A 20,651-nucleotide genomic window follows, 5' to 3' on the forward strand; every position below is an offset into this window, starting at 1 on the left:
CATTCTTTACAAACATAGATAATATACGGCTAATAGACATGTTGGTTTCATTTATTTCTATAGGATTGGTTTAAATGTATGAAAGTATAAGCGACATATGCTAATATTTTTATTATTAATGAAACGATGAATTCGATTGGAACAAGTAATATGGAGGTTTTTATGATTTCTTTTCCGAAAGCGTATATTGCTTATTTAGTGGAGTTCCATGCATCCAGAGATTATTTCGAATGTCACGAGCTTCTGGAGGAGTACTGGAAAGAGAATCCCGGTGATCGATTTGCAGATACTTGGGTTGGACTTATTCAACTGGCTGTTGGCCTCTATCACGAGCGCAGAGGCAATGTTCGCGGCGCAGTCAAGATGCTAACACAAGCAGATCGCAGACTGTCTGCAGCCCCGCTTGATGAGCTTGGTTTAGGTAAGAACAGCTTGCAGATGCAATTAAGTGCAAGATTAGCTTATTTGCAGGCGGAGGACGAAACTCCCTATACAGATATTAATTTGCAAATTGTAAACGAAGACGTCGTTTTATTGTGTAAGCAAATGTGTGACCAAAGAGGATTGATTTGGGGAGCTACGAGCCCATTAGATGATGATGCAATCATTCACAGGCATTCAAAGAGAGACAGATCCGATGTGATAGAAGCTAGAGTTGCAGCTTATGAAGCAAAAAAACGGGAACGTAGCGGTATGATTGAATAACCGCTGTGTTCCCGTTTTTTTGTTTACAATTGAGATGTTGCAGCGTCTACAAGCTCTAGTTCACCAGTTTCTGAATCAATAATCAATCCATGAACTAAAATATTAGCAGGCAGCAGGGGGTGATTGCGGATGATGCTTACACTGTTTAGAACACTGTCTCTGACGTTGTCGAAGCCAGTCAGCCAGCGCATCAGATTAAGACCTGAATGCTTCAAGGTTGTAATCGTCTCATTGGAGACGCCTCGCTCTTCCATATGCTGAATGATGAGTTCAGGGTTGAGACCAGTCATCCCGCAATTGCTATGCCCGATGACAAATACTTCGTCGGCTTGCAGCTCATATAAGGCGACAAGGACACTACGCATAATATTGCCAAAAGGCTGTGTTACGATAGCACCAGCGTTTTTAATAATTTTGGCATCGCCATTTTTAAGATTCATAGCTTTGGGCAGCATTTCTGTCAGCCTTGTATCCATACAAGTAACGATGACCATTCTTTTGTTTGGATATTTGCTCGTGGAATATTTCTCGTATTTCCGGTTCTCAACAAATTCTTTATTGTAATTTAAAATTTCATCAATTTTGTTCATGCTTCTCCTCCGCTTAGAAAACGAAGGTTTACCGTATAAATTTGGCTGTCGCTCTTGAGGCTAAAGCTGCTTCGTTCCTCATTGTAATCAACACGCAGCTGGGGTTCATAATATATTTCATGGCGAGGTTCATAATAGAAGGGCAAAGGATCGCCTTGTGCGAGTTTGTCGTCCACCGTGGGCTCACTAATCAACTGAAGGGCAGGAACGCCGCTAACGACACAACCGCATCCTTCTGTATCATGAAGCAGTTTTAATTGGTTTTTCCCCTCTTTTAAATAAGGAGTTAACCGATCAGTAGCTGCTTTGGAAAAAATGATATGCATATGGTTTCCTCTCTTTCTATCTCTTGCACTGGATGTCTTGCAGGTTTAAGATGATTATAAGGATTGGAATAAGTAAGATCAAGTAAAGATCCCATGAATCATAATCAATGTAAAAACGAAGCAGGAAGGTGGAACAATGATGTCTACAAAACATACGGAAGCTCTGCAAAATTTCAGAGAAACCATTCGCAAAATTTCGAGCTATGAGGAAGCACTCGGAGTTCTATATTGGGATTTGCGCACAGGCGCTCCGCGCAAAGGAATGGATAATCGCTCAGAGGTCATTGGCGTGTTATCCGGCGACCATTTTAAGCTGGCAACATCACCTGAACTAGGAGAAAATCTGTCCACACTGGAGGATCGTTCTGTATACTCAGAGCTCAGTGAAATTGATCAGCGTTTAGTTGCGGAAACTCGCAAGGAGTACGATCGCAGCATCAAAATACCACCGAAGCTCTATCAAGAACATGTGGTGTTATCCTCGCAATCCGAAAGCAAATGGGAAGAAGCGAAGGAAAATAATGATTATGCAAGCTTCCAGCCCTATTTGGAGAAGGTCATTTCCTATACAAATCAATTTATTGACCTTTGGGGACCGAAAGAGACTCGTTATGATACGCTTCTTGATCAATATGAACCGGGCATGACCGTTGCTGAACTTGACCGAGTGTTTGGCGGTTTACGCGAGCAGCTCGTACCGCTAGCAGCAGCGATCGCAAACTCGCCGCATCAGCCAGATACTTCATTTCTGAAGCAAAACTATGATAAATCGTCTCAAAAAGCGTTTAGTCTATACATATTGGAGCAAATGGGCTACAACTTTGAAGCAGGCAGGCTCGATGAGAGCGCTCATCCATTCGCTACAGGACTTAATCCCGGCGATGTTCGAATTACGACAAGATATTTGGAGGACGATGTAACAAGCGCATTGTTCGGAACAATTCATGAAGGCGGTCATGCGCTTTATGAGCAAAATATTATGGAAGAGCTTATCGGCACAACGCTTTGCACCGGAACTTCCATGGGTATTCACGAATCGCAATCCCGCTTCTGGGAAAATGTCATTGGCCGCAGCAGACCGTTCTGGAATCGTTATTTCGGCGAGCTTCAACAACGTTTTCCTGGTCAGCTTGATGTAAGCGTTGATCAATTTTATCGCGGGAATAATGTTGTGCAGCCATCGCTAGTTAGAATAGAAGCAGATGAGTTGACTTATAATCTGCATATCATTATCCGCTATGAGATCGAAAAGCTTATATTTAATGGCGGCGCGAAAGCCGCAGATCTTCCAGCTATCTGGAATGAAAAATACAAAGAGTATTTAGGCGTGACTCCGCAAAATGATTCAGAAGGCGTTCTCCAAGATGTTCACTGGTCAGGTGGAGCTTTTGGTTATTTCCCTTCCTATTCACTTGGCAATATGTATGCGGCACAAATCGCAGATACGATGGAGCGTGATCTGCAAGGTTTCTGGGGCAGTGTAGAAAAAGGGGATTTACTGCCGATTAAGCAATGGCTTAGCGAGCGCATTTACAAATACGGCAAGCTGAGAACACCATCTGAGCTTATCCAGAGCGTAACTGGCAAGCCGCTTGATCCACAGCATTTGGTTGCTTATTTAACGAAAAAATATACAGACATCTACAAGCTGTAATAAGCAGCTAAATTTACTAACAAGATGAGAAGGCTGTCCAATCGTCCAATGACGATAATGGGTAGCCTTCTTTTTGTGCATGTATTCACCGCCCTTCGCTAAAGCGCATAGGCTGAAGTACATTTATTAAACGCATAGTTGCAGAAGGGACTCAAAAATGAAAAAACGAATGGTATTGACGATGCTGCTCGCCGCAGTGCTAGTCATGACAAGTGTACTGGCTGGATGCGGGAAAGGCGATTCAGGCAATGTGAAGATTCGTATCGGCGAAGTAACGCGCTCATTATTTTATGCACCAGAATACGTAGCTGTCGCGAAAGGCTTCTTTAAAGAGGAAGGGCTCGATGTGGAATTAACGACTACACCGGGCGGTGACAAAACAATGACGGCATTGCTCTCGAATGCGATCGACGTTGCATTGGTGGGATCGGAAACTTCCATTTATGTGTATCAGCAGGGGACGGATGATCCGATCATTAACTTTGCCCAATTGACTCAAACCGATGGTACTTTCCTTGTAGCTAGAGAGGCTGATGCAAACTTCGATTGGAACAATTTAAAAGGCAAAGTATTCCTTGGCCAAAGAAAAGGCGGAATGCCGCAGATGGCCGGCGAGTTTGCGTTAAAGAAGCTTGGCATCGATCCGAAAGCGGATTTGGAGCTGATTCAAAACGTTGATTTTGCAAACATACCTGCAGCCTTCGCATCGGGTACTGGCGATTATGTCCAGCTATTTGAACCGACAGCTTCGATTTTTGAGAAGGAAGGCAAGGGGCATGTGGTAGCATCATTTGGTGAGGAAAGCGGTCACCTTCCTTACACGGTGTTTATGGCTAAGAAAAGCTATATCAACAAAAACAAAAAAGCTATTCAATCGTTCACGAACGCTGTTCATAAAGCGCAGCTTTGGGTTAAAGACAACAATGCAGAAGCAATTGCCGATGTTGTGCTGCCATATTTTGAAAATGTGGATCGCGATATTCTTATCAGCTCCATTGACCGTTACAAAAAACAAGGCTCGTTTGCGACAGATCCAATCATTGATGAAGGGGAATGGAACAACCTTCTTGACGTTATTACGAGCGCAGGAGAACTTCAGAAGCGTACCGAGCATAGTGAAATTGTAGATACTAGCTTTGCCGAAAAAGCAATTGAAGCAGTGAAATAACTGCCGGCATGAAATGGAGGCTTAGGCATGATGGATGTACCCGTGCTTGAGCTGCAGCAATTATCACATGTATATGTGAATGAAAAAGGAGCCTCCCTCGCGGTCGAAGAAATTGAGCTGACGGTTAACCGCGGGGAGTTTATCAGCTTGGTTGGTCCTAGCGGCTGCGGCAAGACGACGGTGCTTAGTCTGTTAGCCGGCTTGTTTCCACCGACTAAGGGGCAAGTACTGCTAAATGGTGAGCGGGTTGTGGGACCTTCGCCCAAGGTAGGCTACATGCTGCAGCAAGATTATTTATTTCCATGGCGTTCTATCAAAGAAAATGCCGCAATTGGACTTGAAATAAGCGGACGCAAATCAGAAAAGGCGCTTCAAGCGGTAGATGAGCTGTTAGTTGAGCTTGGACTGCCGGAATCCGGGCGCAAATATCCTCATGAGCTATCAGGCGGAATGAGGCAGCGAGTCGCACTTGCAAGAACTTTAGCTACAGAGCCGGAAGTGCTTCTGCTCGATGAGCCTTTCTCAGCACTTGATTTGCATATCAAACTCCAACTCGAGGACTTGGTTCATCAGACATTGAAGAGACTTGGCAAAACAGCGGTTCTTGTCACACATGATCTGGCAGAAGCTGCTGCAATGAGTGACCGTGTTATCGTGCTAGGCAGAAACCCCGGACATATTCGATGTGAAGTGGAAATACCGGAAGAGATTCGTCAAGCAACCCCGATGGCGGCTCGCAAGCTCCCAGACTTTCAACTATTGTTTGATCGCTTATGGGAGGAGCTTGATGAGGACGACATGGAAGGGGGTGGAAATGGTGGATATACGAAGCGGGCGGGATATATTGAATAACGACAAAACAGGTAAAGCTGCTGTATCGGGTATTCAAGAGGATCGCCTAACTTGGATGGGCGAGCTGCACAATCGGTTCAAGGAACACAAACGGCGTATTACAGCTGCGGTCATCACAACACAGTTTGTGCTACTGCTCCTGTTTATCGGTCTATGGGAAGCTGCTGGGCGCAAAAATTGGATTGATCCCTTGCTGTTCAGCTATCCCTCCAAGATGTTTCTACAGCTTTGGAAGACGATGGCGGACGGCTCCATATGGCCCCATGTTGGCATGACCGTGACAGAAACCGTCGTAGGTTTCTTGCTTGGTACGATTTTAGGCACTGCGATTGCCGCTTTGCTATGGTGGTTCCCATTTCTATCTCGTGTATTCGATCCTTATTTGGTCGTCCTCAATAGTATGCCAAAAGTGGCGCTTGGACCTATTTTTATCGTTGGACTTGGACCAGGCTTTATGTCGATCGTTGCTATTACGCTATCGATCACTGTCATTATAACGATTTTGAACATTTATAATCGATTTCGTGAGATTGACACCGGTTATATTAAAGTCGTAAGGCTGTTTGGTGCTTCTAGACTGCAATTGTTTAAGCTTGTAATTTTGCCGGGTTCCTTTCCTGTCATTATTTCAACGTTGAAAGTTAATGTCGGGCTAGCGTGGATCGGCGTCATCGTGGGTGAGTTTCTCGTCGCCAAGCTAGGTTTAGGTTATTTAATAATATATGGCTTCCAAGTTTTCAATTTCACATTAGTGCTTTCGAGCTTGATTGTGATTGCTGTTGTTGCTACGGTTATGTATCAGTTAGTTGCAATGCTGGAGAGAAAGTTGACTGAGGGTTGGCGCGAGCGGTAGGATGTAGAAATAAATCCTACTTAACGTGAGGTTATTTCATGGGCATTCGTATTATCAAAACGGCGTTAGCCGCCATTGCAGCCATTTATACCGCTGTCTATCTCGGATTGGAGCCGCCGCTTGGCGCCGGGATTCTTGCCATACTTGGTGTTGAAGTGACGAGGATGAAGGGGATTAAGAGCGCATTTGTGCGATTTATCGCTTCTGTGCTCGGACTTTTTTTTGCTTCGCTTATCTTTACTGTATTTGGTTTTCACATTTGGGCAGTTGCTATATTCATTCTCATTACTTTTCCAATATTGTCACGCTTCCAATTAAAGGATGGCATCGTTACAAGCTCGGTTATCGTATTCCACCTTTTCAATCGGGCAGAGGTGACAACAGACATTATTGGAAACGAAATTATGCTCTTATTTGCAGGTTTGGGATGGGCAACCATCGTGAACATCATTTATATGCCTAAGGATGAGCATCAACTTAGCTTCTTTCGTTCTTCAATTGAGCAAAACTTTGCCGTCATCTTTCAAGAAATGTCGCTGACGCTGCGAGATCCATCGCATATATGGAATGGCGGCGAAATTTTGGAAGCCTATAACGCGATTGAGGAAGGAGCCCAGCGCTCCGTTCGCAATCGCGAAAATCGGCTTTGGGGCCAAGAGCAATATTGGTCCACTTATTTTGAAATGAGACGTCAGCAGCTCGAATCCATCCAGCAAATGATGGTTAAGCTTGCTTTCGTATATGAAAAGTTTCCTCAAGCGATTATGATCGCAGATTTGTTTGATCAGCTGTCTAGCGATGTGAAATCAGATGTTTATAAAGGCAGCGTTGGAGAGCGGCTGCTAGAGCTGTCTCGATTATTTCAAGCGATGGAGCTGCCAAAAACAAGAGATGAGTTCGAGGTTCGCGCTTCGCTGCTCATGCTTTTAAGGGAACTTGAACGGTATTTAGGTATCGCGAAGCGATTAAAAAAAAGAAAAGTCATGACGTCCGAACTTCGACCATAGAATGTAAAGGGAAAAATTCGTTGCGAGGCAAGCGTAAATAGCTGTGGCGACATTCGTAGACATAGCTATTGTACCGCCTAGAAATTCAAATGTGATTATGGCGTAATAAGTAATTGCATGAATTTCTGGCGTATGCGGCTGTGGCGGCATTCGTAGACATAGCTATCGTATCACGTTGAAATACGAGTGGCTTATAGGTTTTAAACTATAGCCGCTTGAATTTCTATCGTAAACGGCTGTGGCGACATTGGCAAACCTAACTTTCGTTTTGCGCACATATGCGAGCGTGATTGTAGAGATAAAAGCTATAATCGCATGCATATCAATCGCAAGCAGTTCTGCAAGCCATTTCGGCACAGCATACGTTTAGCTGAGAAATATAAGCATCGTTATAAGTGTGGCACTTATGTATTCTTATATTTCAAGCGTAACGGCTATTTCCGACGTCAGGCGGCTCTAGCATCCGTTCCGCAGTGATCTATATGGATCGCTATAAGTATAAAACTTATATAATCTTATATTTCGAGAAAATAAACAGTCACCCTAGACGAATGTCCTGCATACACTTTAAATGAATGATTGTATGGAGGAGGTTAAATCAATGACTATTGCAGATAAACAGCTACAATACAGAGAAATAATTACGAAAGCTGTCTGCGGCAAAGGTCGTAAGTTTTCCACTGTAACCCATACCGTAACGCCGCCTCATAATCCAACCAGTATTCTGGGAGCATGGATCATCAACCATCAGTATGAAGCGGTTCGTTCGGGCGACGGCATTGAGGTAATTGGTACTTACGATATCAACATTTGGTATTCGTACAGCAAAAACTCGCAAACAGACGTAGCTAAGGAATCCGTGCATTACGTCGAGCATGTCAATCTATCCTATGTAGACCCGAAACATCGGCCTTCTACAGTGGAAGTGTCAGCCGAGGTAGTTCAGGAGCCAAACTGTATCGAAGCGAATATTTCTTCGAACGGTTCAGGCGTCGTGATTCGTGTAGAGCGTGAGTTTTCGGTAGAGCTAGTCGCCGAGACTAAGGTTTGCGTAGCGGTTCTTCCAGGCGGTTGCGACGACCTGGACGGCAAGGATTTGGAATTCAGCCTCGGCGATAATGATTATGAGGATTTGGATCCAGATCTGCTGGACGATGAGTTGTAAGCAAGCCGGGAAGCTTTGCTGTCAAGGTATCATATGCTGCGCGAGCGGCAAATTCGAGGGCGAAAGCCCTCTTTTTTTTTGAAATTATAAAAAAAACGAAAATTGATGTATACATCCCTTGTTTAAAGGCGGGAAAGCAATGGCTTCGACGTGGATATGGCGGGGCAGCTACGATCGGCTGGAGAAAATTACATACGATGCCAATGAGCAGCATACCTCAGGCGAGCGCAATGGGCAGCCGCTGCATGCCGAGCACTGGTCAGCAGCGAGAGCAGGGGATGCTGTGCTCGCATGGTCAGACGCCCGCACAATCGATAGCAGCCGTTTCACAGGGATGTGGATTCTTAATGTCAACGGTCACATTGCCACAAATCTGCTTGATTCGGAGAAACAGCGCATTTGGCGCCGAGCTGGCTTGTGCGGCGGTCCTGCGATTCAGAGCGAACGATTGTACCGTATCAGCGTCGTCCATTTGGAGCCCGTCGAAATGCTGCGAATTGATGCATCGGGGAAAGTGATGCCGTATAAGTCTTTGCTGCCAATCAGCGGCGGTTGGCCTGATGATCCAGCGCTGCGAAGAGTGGCGCGTACCGCTGTAGCGGCACTCTATGCACTTGGCCTCGATATTGGCGAGGCCGAGGTGTGGCTTGGCGGGGACGGGCGCACAGCCGTCCGTGATGCTTGGCCGAAGCTGAGGGACACGAGGCTTGAGGCCGCTTCGTTTAGGCGATTCGCCGCGTGGCATGCCGCGGCGAGAGCGGAGACTGTGGATCGGCAGCTGCTTATTGGCGCCGATCCGGAGTTTGTTCTTGTGACGCCAGCGGGGAAGATCGCGTCGGCGTCACGTTTTTTTGGAGCTGGCGTCGGCGGGGCAGCCGGTGCCGACGCCTTGCTCGTAGGGCGACGGCTGCTGTATCCCGTCGCCGAGCTGCGGCCCGAGCCGGCCGATAGCCCGGCCGCGCTTGCCGCGAATGTGCGGCGGCTGCTGCTGCGCGCCGCCGATCGCATCAGCGACCCGGCGCTGCGCTGGGCCGCTGGAGCTATGCCCGTGCCGGGGCTTGCGCTCGGCGGGCACATTCATCTTAGCGGAGCGCCGCTGACGAGTCGCTTGCTCCGCTTGCTGGACAGCTACGCGGCATTCCCGCTCGCGCTAGTTGAGGACCCCGCAGGGCGGGCTCGCCGTCCAAGGTATGGAACCCTTGGAGACTTCCGTCTGCAGCCGCATGGCGGGTTCGAATACCGCACGCTACCGAGCTGGCTTGTATCGCCTGCGGCAGCCAAAGCCTCCTTCGCGCTCGCGCTTATATGCGCCCGCGAAGAACAAAATCTATCCTACATGCCGTCCCTCCAGGAGCGTTATGTAGCAGCATATTATTCCGGCGACCGCGCAGAACTAGCGTTCTGCTTGGATGGCCTCGCTTCAGCACTCTCGGCCACAGCAAGCTACTCTGAGCTCGCACCATACATCGAGCCATTGTTTGATGCCGCAAGAAAAGGCAAGACCTGGGATGAAAGCACAGATATACGTGTCAAATGGAGACTGCCATTGAGAAGATAGGCGTTTTGAAATGGCATATGTAAGCCGCTTTTAGTTTAAGTTGTTGCTTCTGAGTTTGTTAATTAACTCGTCGGTACACGCTGCACTTGTATTTTATTATGTGTTATTTACTGTTGCTGCAAGAAGAGAGGTGCGAAAGGGGAGATGAGCTCCATATTGAACAGAGTATGGAGAGTGTATCGGCTTGCGATAACATTGATTTTTACCTAACGGACATACGTTCCGCTATTTTGGAGAATCGGACACAAATTTGAATCTTACGGACATATATTCCGCTATTTGAGCAAAAGTGAGCTAAAAACGGACTAATGGAGCCAAATAAGGGATTCTATGTCCGTTAGTGATGCGTAAACAGCCAAAATGGGCATAATAGCGTATCTGATGTCCGTTAGCTCATCGCAAAAGTCACCRCACACCWCCTAACGGACATAYGWTCCGCTATTTTCGATAATCAAGCACATATTTGAATCTAACGGACATACATTCMGCTATTTGCGCAAAAGAGAGCTAAAAACTAGCTCGAAAAGCCAAATAAGGGATTCTATGTCCGTTAGTAATGGGTAAACAGCTAAAATGAGAATAATAGCGTACCTGATGTCCGTTAGCTAATCGCAAAAGTCACCACACACCTCCTAACGGACATATGTTCCGCTATTTTCGATAATCAAGCACATATTTGAATCTAACGGACATAYATTCMGCTATTTGCGCAAAAGGGAGCTAAAACTAGCTCGAGGAGCCAAATAAGGGATTGAATGTCCGTTAGTGCTGCGTAAACAGGCAAAATGAGCATAATAACGTATCTAGTGTCCGTTAAACCTACTCCTTTCTCCCATTTCACAAGTTACCTCATCTCCACACAGTCACAAATTTTTAGCATTCCKCACCGAAGCCAGCTAACATAAGCAATGCTACTGGTAACCATCAGCAAACACCGCTTCCATGAAGCCCCTCATTTAAATAACTCCCTGCAGTTAACTCCACAAACCCTACAAACCCCACAAACCTCACAAACCTCACAAACCCACAAACCTCACAAACCCACAAACCCCACAAACCCCACAAACCCCGTACCCTCCTCCAAACCACCTCCCACAAAACAAACAAAACCACCCACAACCCGTTTCACTTATGGCGCACATCTGTTCCGCTTGTTATAATGAATATCTACTGTTTACTGCATGGGCGCAAAAGGATTATATTATCGCACGCATGTAATTAACGATATTAATTATTTGAACATATACGGAGCAGCATGCTGCCTACGTTTTTGAGGAGGATCGGAATGGCTGGATATACTCCAATGATTTTGCAATACCTAGCTATAAAAGAAGAGGCAAAAGATGCTTTTTTATTTTTTCGATTAGGCGATTTTTATGAAATGTTTTTTGATGATGCAATAGCCGCTTCGCGCGAGCTGGAAATTACGCTGACAGGCCGAGAGGGCGGCGGCGAGCAAAAAATACCGATGTGCGGTGTACCCTATCATTCCGCTGAAAATTATATTAGCAGACTAGTGGACAAAGGCTACAAGGTAGCTATTTGCGAGCAGGTCGAAGATCCGGCAGTGGCAAAAGGTGTTGTCCGCCGCGAAATTGTTCGAATTATTACACCCGGTACCGTTATGGAATCGAAGGCGCTTGACGGAAATACGAACAACTTTATTGCTGCAATCGTTCGCTCCCAAGGCTTGTTCGGGCTTTCGGCTTGCGATTTATCGACAGGTGAGCTTTATGTAACCTCATTCCAAGAGCATGTCGAAGCGCTGATTGATGAAATAAATGTTTATCAGCCATCGGAGCTGGTCGGGGACAAAGAATTGCTTGATCGTGTTCAGTCTGCAGCCGTGTGGAATAAGCAGCTGCTGTTAACCGCCCGCGAGCCAATGGATGCGGAGAAGCTTGCTGAGCAGTTCGGAGAGCAGGAGCTATCCAAAATAACTGGAGCACGGCTGCTGGCGGTAAGTGTACTTACGGGTTATTTGGACGAAACACAAAAACGCTCACTTGGACATGTGCGTTCGATAACGAGCTATGAACCAAATCAATATATGATTTTGGATCACTATACACGTAGAAATTTGGAGCTAACCGAAACGGTTCGCGATCGCAACAAGAAGGGGTCGCTTTTATGGCTGCTTGATCGTACACAAACGTCAATGGGAGCGAGGCTTCTGCGCCGCTGGATCGACAAACCGTTATTAAACAGCGCTGCCGTTGAAGCTCGTTTGGATGCAGTGGAGACCTTATACCTTAATTTAATTTTGAGAGATGACATACGTTCAGAGCTTCAGCCTATTTACGATCTTGAACGGCTTGTCGGTAGAGTAGCTTTTGGCAGTGCAAACGGGCGCGACTTAAATGCACTTCGCAGCTCGCTTCGCCGCATTCCGCAGTTGACTGCTTTGTGTGAACAGTCTGGCTCAGAGGTCCTCAAAGCACTTGTGGATGGGACGGACAATTGCTCCGATTTAGCTGATCTGATTGAAACCGTGTTAGTCGACGATCCTCCAGTTACCATTAGAGAAGGCGGACTGATCCGTGCTGGCTATGATGACTATTTGGATCAGCTGCGCGAGGCAAGCACGAACGGCAAAAAATGGCTGGCTGAGCTCGAGCGTCAAGAGCGCGAGGCAACAGGCATTAAAAACTTAAAAATCGGCTATAACCGCATTTTTGGCTATTATTTAGAAGTTTCAAAAGCAAATTTATCAAGCTTGCCTGAAGGCAGATATGAGCGCAAGCAAACATTGGCAAATGCGGAGCGATTTGTAACTCCTGAGCTCAAAGAGAAAGAGCGGCTGATTCTCGAAGCAGAGGATAAAATGGTCGATCTGGAGCATGAGCGTTTCATCGAGCTGCGTGATCATTTGTCGCAACACCTTCATCGGCTGCAGAAGGCCGCTGCGATTATCGCTGAGCTTGATGTTTACCAATCGCTGGCAACGGTCAGCGCTGAACGTCGTTTTTCACGTCCGCGCGTGACTGAGAATTATGATCTGCACATAGAGGATGGAAAACATCCAGTCGTAGAGGCGATGATGGATGGTACGCCATTTATTTCAAATGGTACTTCGCTCCATAAGGACGAGCAGTGGATGCTCCTGATCACAGGGCCTAATATGGCTGGTAAAAGCACATACATGCGCCAAGTCGCACTCATTTGCATCATGGCTCAGATGGGCTGTTTTGTTCCTGCTAAGTCAGCGGTTATTCCGTTAATCGATCGCATTTTTACACGAATTGGAGCGGCTGACGATCTTATCGGCGGGCAAAGCACCTTCATGGTTGAGATGAAGGATATCCAGCTAATGACGGAGAAAGCAACGGCGAACAGCCTTGTTATCATAGATGAGCTGGGAAGAGGCACCTCAACGGGTGAAGGAATGGCAATCGCACAAGCAGTTATTGAATACGTCCACCATCATATTGGATGCAAAGCACTGGTATCCACGCATTTCCATGAGCTGGCGCATCTCGAGGAATCTTTGCCATCTTTGACTAACGCACGTATGGCGGTTGAGGAAAGCGGCGATAATGTAACGTTTCTGCGAAAGCTGATTCCAGGTGCTGCAAGCACTAGTTACGGAATTTACTGTGCACAGCTTGCTGGACTGCCGCAATCGATCATTGGACGAGCTTATGAACTGCTTGATGAGACACTAGCGGACGAAACTCCGAAAGCAACAGCTGGCATTGAAAGTGCTGTTTCTAGCAATCGTTTCACTTACCCAGTACCGGAGGACTCTTCAGTGTTTTCCAATACCAGCACTCGCAATGAACGAGTAAAGGAAACCAGTGCAATGGTACAGCTTTCGATATTTGATGAGCCAGCAGCTGCTGTGGAAGCAGAGCCCGTGCGGAAGAAAGCGAATCCGAAAGCGGAGCAGCTGGCGGATCAATTGCGCAAGCTCGATTTGTTTAATTTGACGCCAATGCAAGCTATGCAGTGGCTTAACGATATGAAATCGAAATTAAATGACTAGTTTCGTGAAAGGGGGAACAGCAACGTCATGGCAAAAATTAATATATTGGACGAGCAGCTAGCCAACCAAATAGCCGCAGGAGAAGTGGTAGAGCGGCCTGCTTCAGTCGTCAAAGAGCTTGTTGAGAATGCGGTAGACGCCGGCAGTACAACGGTCGATATAATGATTGAAGAAGGCGGCTTATCGCTTATAAAGGTCATCGACAACGGCTACGGCATAGAGGCAGCCGATATCGTAACCGCATTTCAGCGGCATGCGACGAGCAAAATCTCTACAGCAAGCGACTTGTTCCGTATTGCGAGCCTTGGCTTTCGCGGAGAAGCGCTGCCGAGTATCGCAGCTGTTTCGAGGCTGCAGTGCACCTCTTCGGAAACGTCGACAGGACTTGCTCGCCGGATTGTAATAGAGGGCGGCAAGGTTACCATTGATGAACCAGCAAATGCGCCGCAGGGCACGGAAATGACCGTGCGGGATTTATTTTACAATACACCTGCGCGCCTTAAATATATGAAGGCAATTCAGACGGAGCTAGGACATATTTCCGACTATATTAACCGAATTGCGCTTGCTCATCCGGGCATTGCATTTACGTTCAAGCACAACGGGAATGTACTGCTTCGTACGCTCGGAACTGGCGATCGACTTCAGGTTATTGCGGCCGTTTATGGCTCAAATACAGCGAAGGTGATGCTCAAGATCGAAGCAGAAACTTCAGATTACGAGCTGAGCGGCTATATCTCGAAGCCGGAACTCACACGTGCGAATCGAAATGGGATTACTGCAATCGTTAACGGACGTTACATTCGCAGTCATACGATTAATCAGTCTTTGCTGCAGGCTTATCATACGCTGCTGCCGATCAATCGTTTTCCGCTTGCGATATTAGAAATAGGAATGCATCCAAGCTTGCTCGACGTAAACGTTCATCCATCCAAAATGGAGGTCAGGTTCAGTAAAGAACCGGAGCTTCGTACAATGATAGAGGATGCGATTAAAGCGGTGTTAGGTCGCCAGCGACATATACCGGGCCCAGAATCAAGCAATAAGCTGGAGCGTTCAAAGCCATTGTTCGTTCAAGATGCGATTTCTTTCCATCGCCCTGAGCCCATGGCGGAATCGTTTAAGCCTTACCAACCAACAGCGACAAATAAGACTTCATCGACGCCTTATAAGCCGCCGGTTATTGATCGGGAATATGTTCCTAGGAATGCGGCAGAAAAGCTTTATGCTCCTCCTCCAACGTTTCCTATTGACAGCTTTACCGTCCGTGAAGCTCCCGCGCATATGGAGCAAGCATCTAATGATTCGGGTTCTAATCTAAAATCACTTGAAACAGCCTTAGACACTGATTCGTTACGAAATGCTGCTCAAGAAGCTGCTGTGACCCTTGAATTCGCTGAGGCTCGAGCTTACCAGGCGGATGTGCCGCAAGAGAACCTTTTTGATGAGGTGCAGGCGCCAGTAGTTCAAGCCATGATCGCCGAGCTGCCATCAGAAGAAGAAACAGTAGAGGATCAACCATCCTTTCCTGAGCTTCACTGGATTGGACAGCACCATGGCACCTACATCGTAGCGCAATCGGAGGATGGTCTTTATTTAATCGATCAGCATGCTGCGCATGAACGGATCAATTATGAATATTTCTTTCAAAAATTCGGAAATCCTGAGGCAGCTAGCCAACAATTGCTTGTTCCGTTGACGCTTGAATTTACAGCAGGAGAAGCGATGCAATTAAAGGACCTTATTCCTATGTTCGCGCAAGCAGGCGTGGAGCTGGAGTCCTTCGGTCCTCAAACGTTTCTCGTTCGTTCCTACCCGGAATGGATGCCTCAAGGCGAGGAGCAATCCTTGCTTGAGGAAATGGCAGAGCTGCTCATCTCCGAGCGAAAAACGATTGATATCGGCAAGCTTAGGGAAAAGGCGGCCATTATGTGCGCATGCAAAGCCTCCATTAAAGCAAATGATCGTATGAACCGTGAGGAGGGCGAGACACTCTTGACAAGACTTGCAAACTGCAAACAGCCCTATACTTGTCCGCATGGCCGCCCAATCATTGTGCATCTATCGACCTATCAGCTTGAAAAAATGTTCAAGCGGGTGATGTCTTGATTGTTACAACGACGGCGAAGCCTTCAGAACGGGCTTTGGAGCAAGCAAGCCGGCTTTCTGAAGAGCTAGCCGCTTCGCTCAAAGCACGCGGAAACTTAACGGTTAACAAACTATTATCGTTAAGCAATGACAGTCAGCTAATCGTCGTAACCGAGGAAGAGGTTCGTTATTATGACGGACAATCAGAGACGCCGCTTTATTTTCACCCCAGCATGGCATATGTGCGGGTAAAACGGCTGCGGCGCGGTGAAACAGATCCTCTTATCCAGCTTTCGGGATGTTTGGAAGGGGATCAAATCATTGATTGCACAGCAGGTCTTGCTTCGGATTCTCTAGTGTTTTCTTATGCCTCTGGACCTAAAGGAGCTGTTACCGCGATTGAGAGCGAGCCTATCTTATGCGCTATCGTTCGAGAGGGTCTAGCAGGTTATGAAACAAGCCTTCCTGATGTGAATGAGGCAATGAGACGTATTGACATGAAGTGCATGAATCATTTGGAATACTTAAAAGCATTGCCTGACAATAGTGTAGATATCGTTTATTTTGACCCTATGTTCCGGAAACCGATTAACGAATCCAGCTCGATGGAGCCGCTTCGCGGCATTGCAAATATGGACGCATTGTCGGATGAAGTGATTGAGCAAGCAAAACGTGTTGCAAGGAAAAGCGTAGTTCTAAAGGAGCATCAAGCTAGCGGTGAATTTGCAAGACTCGGATTTGAACGCAAGCATGTGAATACTTCGAAAATTGCATATGGAGTGATAAAGCTTTGAGTGAAGAAATAAACAATACGCAGTTAGATCAAGAAGGGCTTCCGATTCGAAAGCAGCCTTTGCTAGTCCTCATTGGTCCTACAGCTGTAGGCAAGACACGAATGAGCTTAGATATTGCAAAAGCCTGGAATGCGGAGATCATCTCGGGCGATTCCATGCAGGTTTATCGCGGCATGGATATTGGTACTGCCAAAATCGGACTTGAAGAGCGTGAAGGCATTCCTCATCACCTTATCGACATTTGTGAGCCGGATGAAGCGTATTCCGCTGCTGATTTTCAAGCTGGAGCAACGAAAGCGATCGCGGAAATATCGGAGCGAGGAAAGCTGCCGTTTATCGTTGGAGGTACTGGCTTATATGTGGAGTCCGTTTGTTATCAGTTTCAGTTTGCAGAAATTGGTTCAGATGCTGCATTCCGGCAAGAGCAAGAGCGTTATGCGGCTGAATTTGGCGCAGAAGCGTTGCATGCGCGCTTAGCTGCTATCGACCCTCTAGCAGGGCAGAGATTGCACCCAAATGACATGCGCCGCGTCATCCGTGCGCTGGAAGTTTATCACATGACTGGACAAACCTTTTCCGATCAGCAAGCCGGCCAAACTAAGGTGTCTCCATACGAGCTTTGCATCATCGGTTTGACTATGGACCGTGCGGAGTTGTATCGTAGAATAGAGCTGCGGATAGATGAGATGATGAAGCTAGGTTTAGTAGATGAGGTGAGGCGACTACTTGAGAGAGATTTGCCGCCTGCAGCGGTTGCTATGCAGGGTCTTGGCTACAAAGAGATTGCACAATATTTACAGGGAGAATGCTCATTGGAAGCAGCGGTAGAGCTACTGAAAAGAGATACGAGAAGGTTTGCAAAACGCCAGCTTTCCTGGTTCCGTCATATGAAAGACATTCATTGGATTGATATGGGGGAAAATTTTCACAACAATTTGCAATCTGTTCATGATATAATAGCAGGAAAGTTTCAAGTTAATCTTGAATATACTTCTAATCAATCTTTTTAAGACGGGGGTAACGTCCAATGAACAAATCGATCAATATTCAAGATACGTTCCTGAATCAGCTTCGCAAAGACAACATACCGGTTACGGTTTTTTTAATGAATGGCTTCCAAATTCGGGGCGTTATTAAAGCGTTCGATAATTTTACGATTATCATCGACAGCGAAGGTCGTCAACAAATGGTATACAAACATGCTATTTCGACGTTTACCCCGCAGCGGAATGTTTCTCTTATGCAGCAGGATCATAACAGTTCCGATTCATAGGCTTAATCAGTTAGTGAAACTTTCTTATAACGTGTCTCGTTTAACTAGATAGCGGCAGGCAAGAGCAACCCCGCTCCAAGCTGGGTTGCTCTTTTCATTTTGTGGTAAAACTAGATTAGACAGACAATTGAACAACAGGAGGGGAGTCGGCTATGGCTGAACGACCAAGCAAAACAACTGCACCTAAAACTTCTAAACAAAAGAAGAAAAAGAAGATATCAGGAAAGAAATGGTTTTATGGATTATTTTTCACCGCTGTAATCGCCATCGTATGCGGCTTGATCGGATACTTGCTTATCGTGCTGAACGGTGAACGAGTTCTGACTGAAAATGCGAACAAACTGACTATGGGTGAAGCATCCATCATTTATGATGTGAATGGCAATGAAATTTCACGATTGTCCGATCCAAATGAAAATCGTGAGATTGCTGAATTTTCGGAAATTCCAAAGCAACTGCTTGATGCTATTGTAGCAACAGAGGACCAACGTTTCTATGAGCATTCAGGAATCGATTTTTTTGCTATCGGACGTGCTGTTGTGAAGGACGTTATCGCACGCAGCGCGGTTGAGGGAGCAAGTACAATTACCCAACAGCTTGCCAAAAACGTATTTCTAACTGCGGATAAGACGTTTTTCCGTAAAGCAACGGAAGCCTCTATTGCGGTAGCGCTTGAGCACAAAATGTCCAAGGAACAAATATTAACGATGTATTTGAATCGAATATTTTTTGGCAAGAGAGTACATGGCGTTAAGGAAGCAGCCAAGTATTATTTCGACACTGATCTTGATAAGCTGGAGCTTTGGCAGATTGCTACTATTGCCGCTATGCCGAAAGCGCCGAACCGCTACAATCCAATAAATCATCCTGAGGATTCGATGAACAGGAGAGCAGTCGTGCTTAAGCTTATGTACGATCAAGGCTTGATTACGGCAGCAGAGATGGCAGAGGCAAAAGCGGTCGTGTATGAAATTCCTAAAAATCATGAAGAAAGAAATACCGAAAAGTATCCAGCATTTATTGATTATGTGGTTGAAGAAGCGATGGAGAAGACTGGGAAATCCGAGGAAGAGCTTCGGATCGGCGGTTTCCGGATTTATACGTCGCTAAACCCGCAAGCACAGGATACGATGGATACACAGTTTAACGATGATGACAACTTTGAGAAGAGCAAGGATGACCAACAAGTGCAAGGCGCAATGATCATTATTGATCACCGCGATGGCACGATTCAAGCCTTAACAGGCGGCAGAGATTACGTGAAAAAGGGACTTAACCGGGTAGAGGTTCCTCGCCAGCCAGGTTCAGCTTTCAAACCGATTATCTCTTACGGTCCTGCCCTTGAAACGGGCAAGTATTATCCATGGACTGTACTTGCAAATGACAAGAAATGTTACGGCAGCTATTGCCCAACGGATAGATGGGGAGCAACTGCAGTTACGATGCAGCAGGCGATTAAGGATTCTCGAAATCTTGCCTCCGTTTGGATGCTGAATCAAGTAGGCTTGAAGCAAGGGTTTGCTTTTTCAAGCAAGCTTGGCATCGAGCTTGAGAAAGATGATCGTAATTTAACAGCTGCACTGGGGGGCTTGTCCAAAGGTGCAACGCCTATGCAGATGGCAACAGCTTATAGCGTATTTGCAAACGGAGGAAAGTCCGTTGATCCTCATGCGATTTCGAAGATTGAAGGCAAAAATAATTATAAGTATGAATATAAAGCTCCACCTTCCAAGCAGCTCATGTCTGAAAGCACTGCCTATTATTTGACCGAGATGATGCAGACGGTCGTACAAAAGGGCGGTACAGGTACAAGAGCAGCAATTGATCGTCCATTGGCAGGGAAAACGGGTACTACTCAGCATGGTATTCCAGGTTACAAAGGCTCGGGTATCCGGGATGCTTGGTTTGTTGGCTACACGCCGGAGTGGACAGCAGCCGTATGGATGGGATACGATAAGACAAATGTGGAACATATCCTTAAGACGGGCAGCAGTCAAGCGGCTTCCATGTTCTCCAAGGTTATGAAACCTGCAATGAAGGATGTAGCGAAGTCAAGCTTTAAGAAACCGCAAGGCATTAAAGAAAATAAACCGCCGGCAACGATAACAAATTTTAAAGCAGTATTTATTCCAGAAGAAATGAAGGTTCAATTGTCGTGGGATCCGTATCAGGATGGAAAGGTCACTTATCAGGTTTACCGCAAGGAAGCTTCAGAAAGTGACTTCATCCGCTTCGTAGACTCGCTCACTTCCACAGGGGTAGATGATATGAGTGCATTCCCGGGAATGACCTATGAATATTATGTTGTGGCTTATGATGCTGAGCAGGATTTGGAAAGTGCCCCATCTCAAAAAGTTAAAATCAGCATTCCGGAAACAGAAGTGAATCCGGATGTGCCAATGGAGCCGAATCCAGATGAGCCGGACGGAGGAGAGCCTACACCTCCAGTAGAAGGCGGTGATGGAGAACCGACGCTGCCTCCAACTGATGGTACAGATCCAGGAACAACTGAACCGCCAGGATCAGGAAACGGAACGGGTGAACCAACACCAACACCAACTCCAAACACTGGCACAAATACGAACAACAGCAACAATGCTCTAGGAAATACTGAAACCGGCGGCAATACGTAA

At 46.4% G+C, this 20,651-nt stretch carries 18 protein-coding genes; 15 read left to right on the forward strand and 3 right to left on the reverse strand.

The annotated features are described in order from the left end of the window. The first annotated feature begins 162 nt into the window (after positions 1–162). Positions 163–705 (forward strand): DUF309 domain-containing protein, encoded by a 543-nt coding sequence (locus AC1DM9_RS08760; RefSeq protein ID WP_477579510.1) that lies wholly within the window; start codon positions 163–165, stop codon positions 703–705. A 23-nt stretch (positions 706–728) separates the two neighbouring features. On the opposite strand, the gene AC1DM9_RS08765 is transcribed toward AC1DM9_RS08760, so the two are convergent. Together AC1DM9_RS08765 and AC1DM9_RS08770 are read right to left on the reverse strand one after the other, a co-directional pair. Next, entirely contained in the window at positions 729–1,295 is a 567-nt protein-coding gene (locus tag AC1DM9_RS08765) for a beta-class carbonic anhydrase (RefSeq protein ID WP_477549371.1), read from the reverse strand. Further along, positions 1,292–1,621 carry an iron-sulfur cluster biosynthesis family protein gene (locus AC1DM9_RS08770; RefSeq protein WP_477549370.1) on the reverse strand — a complete coding sequence of 110 codons (330 nt, stop codon included), beginning with the start codon at positions 1,619–1,621 and terminating at the stop codon, positions 1,292–1,294. Before AC1DM9_RS08770 ends, AC1DM9_RS08765 begins: the two co-directional genes overlap by 4 nt. A 139-nt stretch (positions 1,622–1,760) precedes the next feature. Between AC1DM9_RS08770 and AC1DM9_RS08775 the strand changes: the two genes are divergently transcribed. From AC1DM9_RS08775 to AC1DM9_RS08795, 5 genes are all read left to right on the forward strand, one after another. Further along, complete coding sequence (locus AC1DM9_RS08775; protein ID WP_477579772.1) at positions 1,761–3,275, forward strand: carboxypeptidase M32; 1,515 nt, start codon at positions 1,761–1,763, stop codon at positions 3,273–3,275. Positions 3,276–3,432: 157 nt separating this feature from the next. After that, entirely contained in the window at positions 3,433–4,443 is a 1,011-nt protein-coding gene (locus AC1DM9_RS08780; RefSeq protein WP_430058807.1) for an ABC transporter substrate-binding protein, read from the forward strand. A 27-nt stretch (positions 4,444–4,470) separates the two neighbouring features. After that, positions 4,471–5,295 (forward strand): ABC transporter ATP-binding protein, encoded by an 825-nt coding sequence (locus AC1DM9_RS08785; protein WP_477579512.1) that lies wholly within the window; start codon positions 4,471–4,473, stop codon positions 5,293–5,295. A 55-nt stretch (positions 5,296–5,350) separates the two neighbouring features. Further along, positions 5,351–6,148 carry an ABC transporter permease gene (locus AC1DM9_RS08790; RefSeq protein ID WP_477549595.1) on the forward strand — a complete coding sequence of 266 codons (798 nt, stop codon included), beginning with the start codon at positions 5,351–5,353 and terminating at the stop codon, positions 6,146–6,148. 38 nt (positions 6,149–6,186) lie between these two features. Further along, the gene (locus tag AC1DM9_RS08795) at positions 6,187–7,155 is read left to right on the forward strand and encodes an aromatic acid exporter family protein (RefSeq protein ID WP_076265791.1); all 969 of its coding nucleotides are present in this window, start codon (positions 6,187–6,189) and stop codon (positions 7,153–7,155) included. Between the two features lie 162 nt (positions 7,156–7,317). Here the strand turns inward: AC1DM9_RS08795 and AC1DM9_RS08800 are convergent, their stop codons facing one another. Further along, a complete protein-coding gene (locus AC1DM9_RS08800; protein WP_477579514.1) occupies positions 7,318–7,512 on the reverse strand; it encodes a hypothetical protein in 195 nt (64 codons plus the stop codon). 244 nt (positions 7,513–7,756) lie between these two features. Here AC1DM9_RS08800 and AC1DM9_RS08805 point away from each other — a divergent pair, with 244 nt between their 5' ends. The 9 genes from AC1DM9_RS08805 to AC1DM9_RS08845 all read left to right on the forward strand — a co-directional run bounded on the left by AC1DM9_RS08805 (position 7,757) and on the right by AC1DM9_RS08845 (position 20,651). Next, complete coding sequence (locus AC1DM9_RS08805; protein WP_076265792.1) at positions 7,757–8,320, forward strand: outer spore coat protein CotE; 564 nt, start codon at positions 7,757–7,759, stop codon at positions 8,318–8,320. A gap of 197 nt (positions 8,321–8,517) precedes the next feature. After that, positions 8,518–8,838, forward strand: a complete 321-nt coding sequence (locus AC1DM9_RS08810) for a hypothetical protein (RefSeq protein WP_477579796.1) — start codon at positions 8,518–8,520, stop codon at positions 8,836–8,838. Next, positions 8,838–9,878: a putative amidoligase domain-containing protein gene (locus tag AC1DM9_RS08815; RefSeq protein WP_477579774.1), complete on the forward strand. Its 1,041-nt coding sequence runs from the start codon at positions 8,838–8,840 to the stop codon at positions 9,876–9,878. Before AC1DM9_RS08810 ends, AC1DM9_RS08815 begins: the two co-directional genes overlap by 1 nt. A 1,285-nt stretch (positions 9,879–11,163) precedes the next feature. After that, positions 11,164–13,863 (forward strand): DNA mismatch repair protein MutS, encoded by a 2,700-nt coding sequence (gene mutS / locus AC1DM9_RS08820; RefSeq protein ID WP_477579516.1) that lies wholly within the window; start codon positions 11,164–11,166, stop codon positions 13,861–13,863. Positions 13,864–13,890: 27 nt separating this feature from the next. Next, a complete protein-coding gene (gene mutL, locus AC1DM9_RS08825) occupies positions 13,891–15,972 on the forward strand; it encodes a DNA mismatch repair endonuclease MutL (RefSeq protein ID WP_441882512.1) in 2,082 nt (693 codons plus the stop codon). Then, complete coding sequence (locus AC1DM9_RS08830; protein WP_441882510.1) at positions 15,969–16,745, forward strand: class I SAM-dependent methyltransferase; 777 nt, start codon at positions 15,969–15,971, stop codon at positions 16,743–16,745. The genes mutL and AC1DM9_RS08830 overlap by 4 nt, the downstream gene beginning before the upstream one ends. Then, complete coding sequence (gene miaA, locus AC1DM9_RS08835) at positions 16,742–17,755, forward strand: tRNA (adenosine(37)-N6)-dimethylallyltransferase MiaA (RefSeq protein WP_477579519.1); 1,014 nt, start codon at positions 16,742–16,744, stop codon at positions 17,753–17,755. Before AC1DM9_RS08830 ends, miaA begins: the two co-directional genes overlap by 4 nt. Before the next feature lie 17 nt (positions 17,756–17,772). After that, positions 17,773–18,018 carry an RNA chaperone Hfq gene (hfq, locus tag AC1DM9_RS08840; protein WP_076265797.1) on the forward strand — a complete coding sequence of 82 codons (246 nt, stop codon included), beginning with the start codon at positions 17,773–17,775 and terminating at the stop codon, positions 18,016–18,018. 152 nt (positions 18,019–18,170) lie between these two features. Further along, complete coding sequence (locus tag AC1DM9_RS08845) at positions 18,171–20,651, forward strand: transglycosylase domain-containing protein (protein ID WP_477511878.1); 2,481 nt, start codon at positions 18,171–18,173, stop codon at positions 20,649–20,651.

Source organism: Paenibacillus sp. 01T431 (genome assembly GCF_056398625.1).

Coding starts and splice junctions, on each gene's coding strand:
- mutL (WP_441882512.1), top strand. CDS start 13,891: ATGGCAAAAATTAATATATTGGACGAGCAGCTAGCCAACCAAATAGCC.
- AC1DM9_RS08760 (WP_477579510.1), top strand. CDS start 163: ATGATTTCTTTTCCGAAAGCGTATATTGCTTATTTAGTGGAGTTCCAT.
- AC1DM9_RS08845 (WP_477511878.1), top strand. CDS start 18,171: ATGGCTGAACGACCAAGCAAAACAACTGCACCTAAAACTTCTAAACAA.
- AC1DM9_RS08785 (WP_477579512.1), top strand. CDS start 4,471: ATGATGGATGTACCCGTGCTTGAGCTGCAGCAATTATCACATGTATAT.
- hfq (WP_076265797.1), top strand. CDS start 17,773: ATGAACAAATCGATCAATATTCAAGATACGTTCCTGAATCAGCTTCGC.
- AC1DM9_RS08770 (WP_477549370.1), bottom strand. CDS start 1,621: ATGCATATCATTTTTTCCAAAGCAGCTACTGATCGGTTAACTCCTTAT.
- AC1DM9_RS08805 (WP_076265792.1), top strand. CDS start 7,757: ATGACTATTGCAGATAAACAGCTACAATACAGAGAAATAATTACGAAA.
- AC1DM9_RS08795 (WP_076265791.1), top strand. CDS start 6,187: ATGGGCATTCGTATTATCAAAACGGCGTTAGCCGCCATTGCAGCCATT.
- AC1DM9_RS08780 (WP_430058807.1), top strand. CDS start 3,433: ATGAAAAAACGAATGGTATTGACGATGCTGCTCGCCGCAGTGCTAGTC.
- mutS (WP_477579516.1), top strand. CDS start 11,164: ATGGCTGGATATACTCCAATGATTTTGCAATACCTAGCTATAAAAGAA.
- AC1DM9_RS08815 (WP_477579774.1), top strand. CDS start 8,838: ATGCCGTATAAGTCTTTGCTGCCAATCAGCGGCGGTTGGCCTGATGAT.
- AC1DM9_RS08775 (WP_477579772.1), top strand. CDS start 1,761: ATGTCTACAAAACATACGGAAGCTCTGCAAAATTTCAGAGAAACCATT.
- AC1DM9_RS08765 (WP_477549371.1), bottom strand. CDS start 1,295: ATGAACAAAATTGATGAAATTTTAAATTACAATAAAGAATTTGTTGAG.
- AC1DM9_RS08810 (WP_477579796.1), top strand. CDS start 8,518: ATGCCAATGAGCAGCATACCTCAGGCGAGCGCAATGGGCAGCCGCTGC.
- AC1DM9_RS08790 (WP_477549595.1), top strand. CDS start 5,351: ATGGGCGAGCTGCACAATCGGTTCAAGGAACACAAACGGCGTATTACA.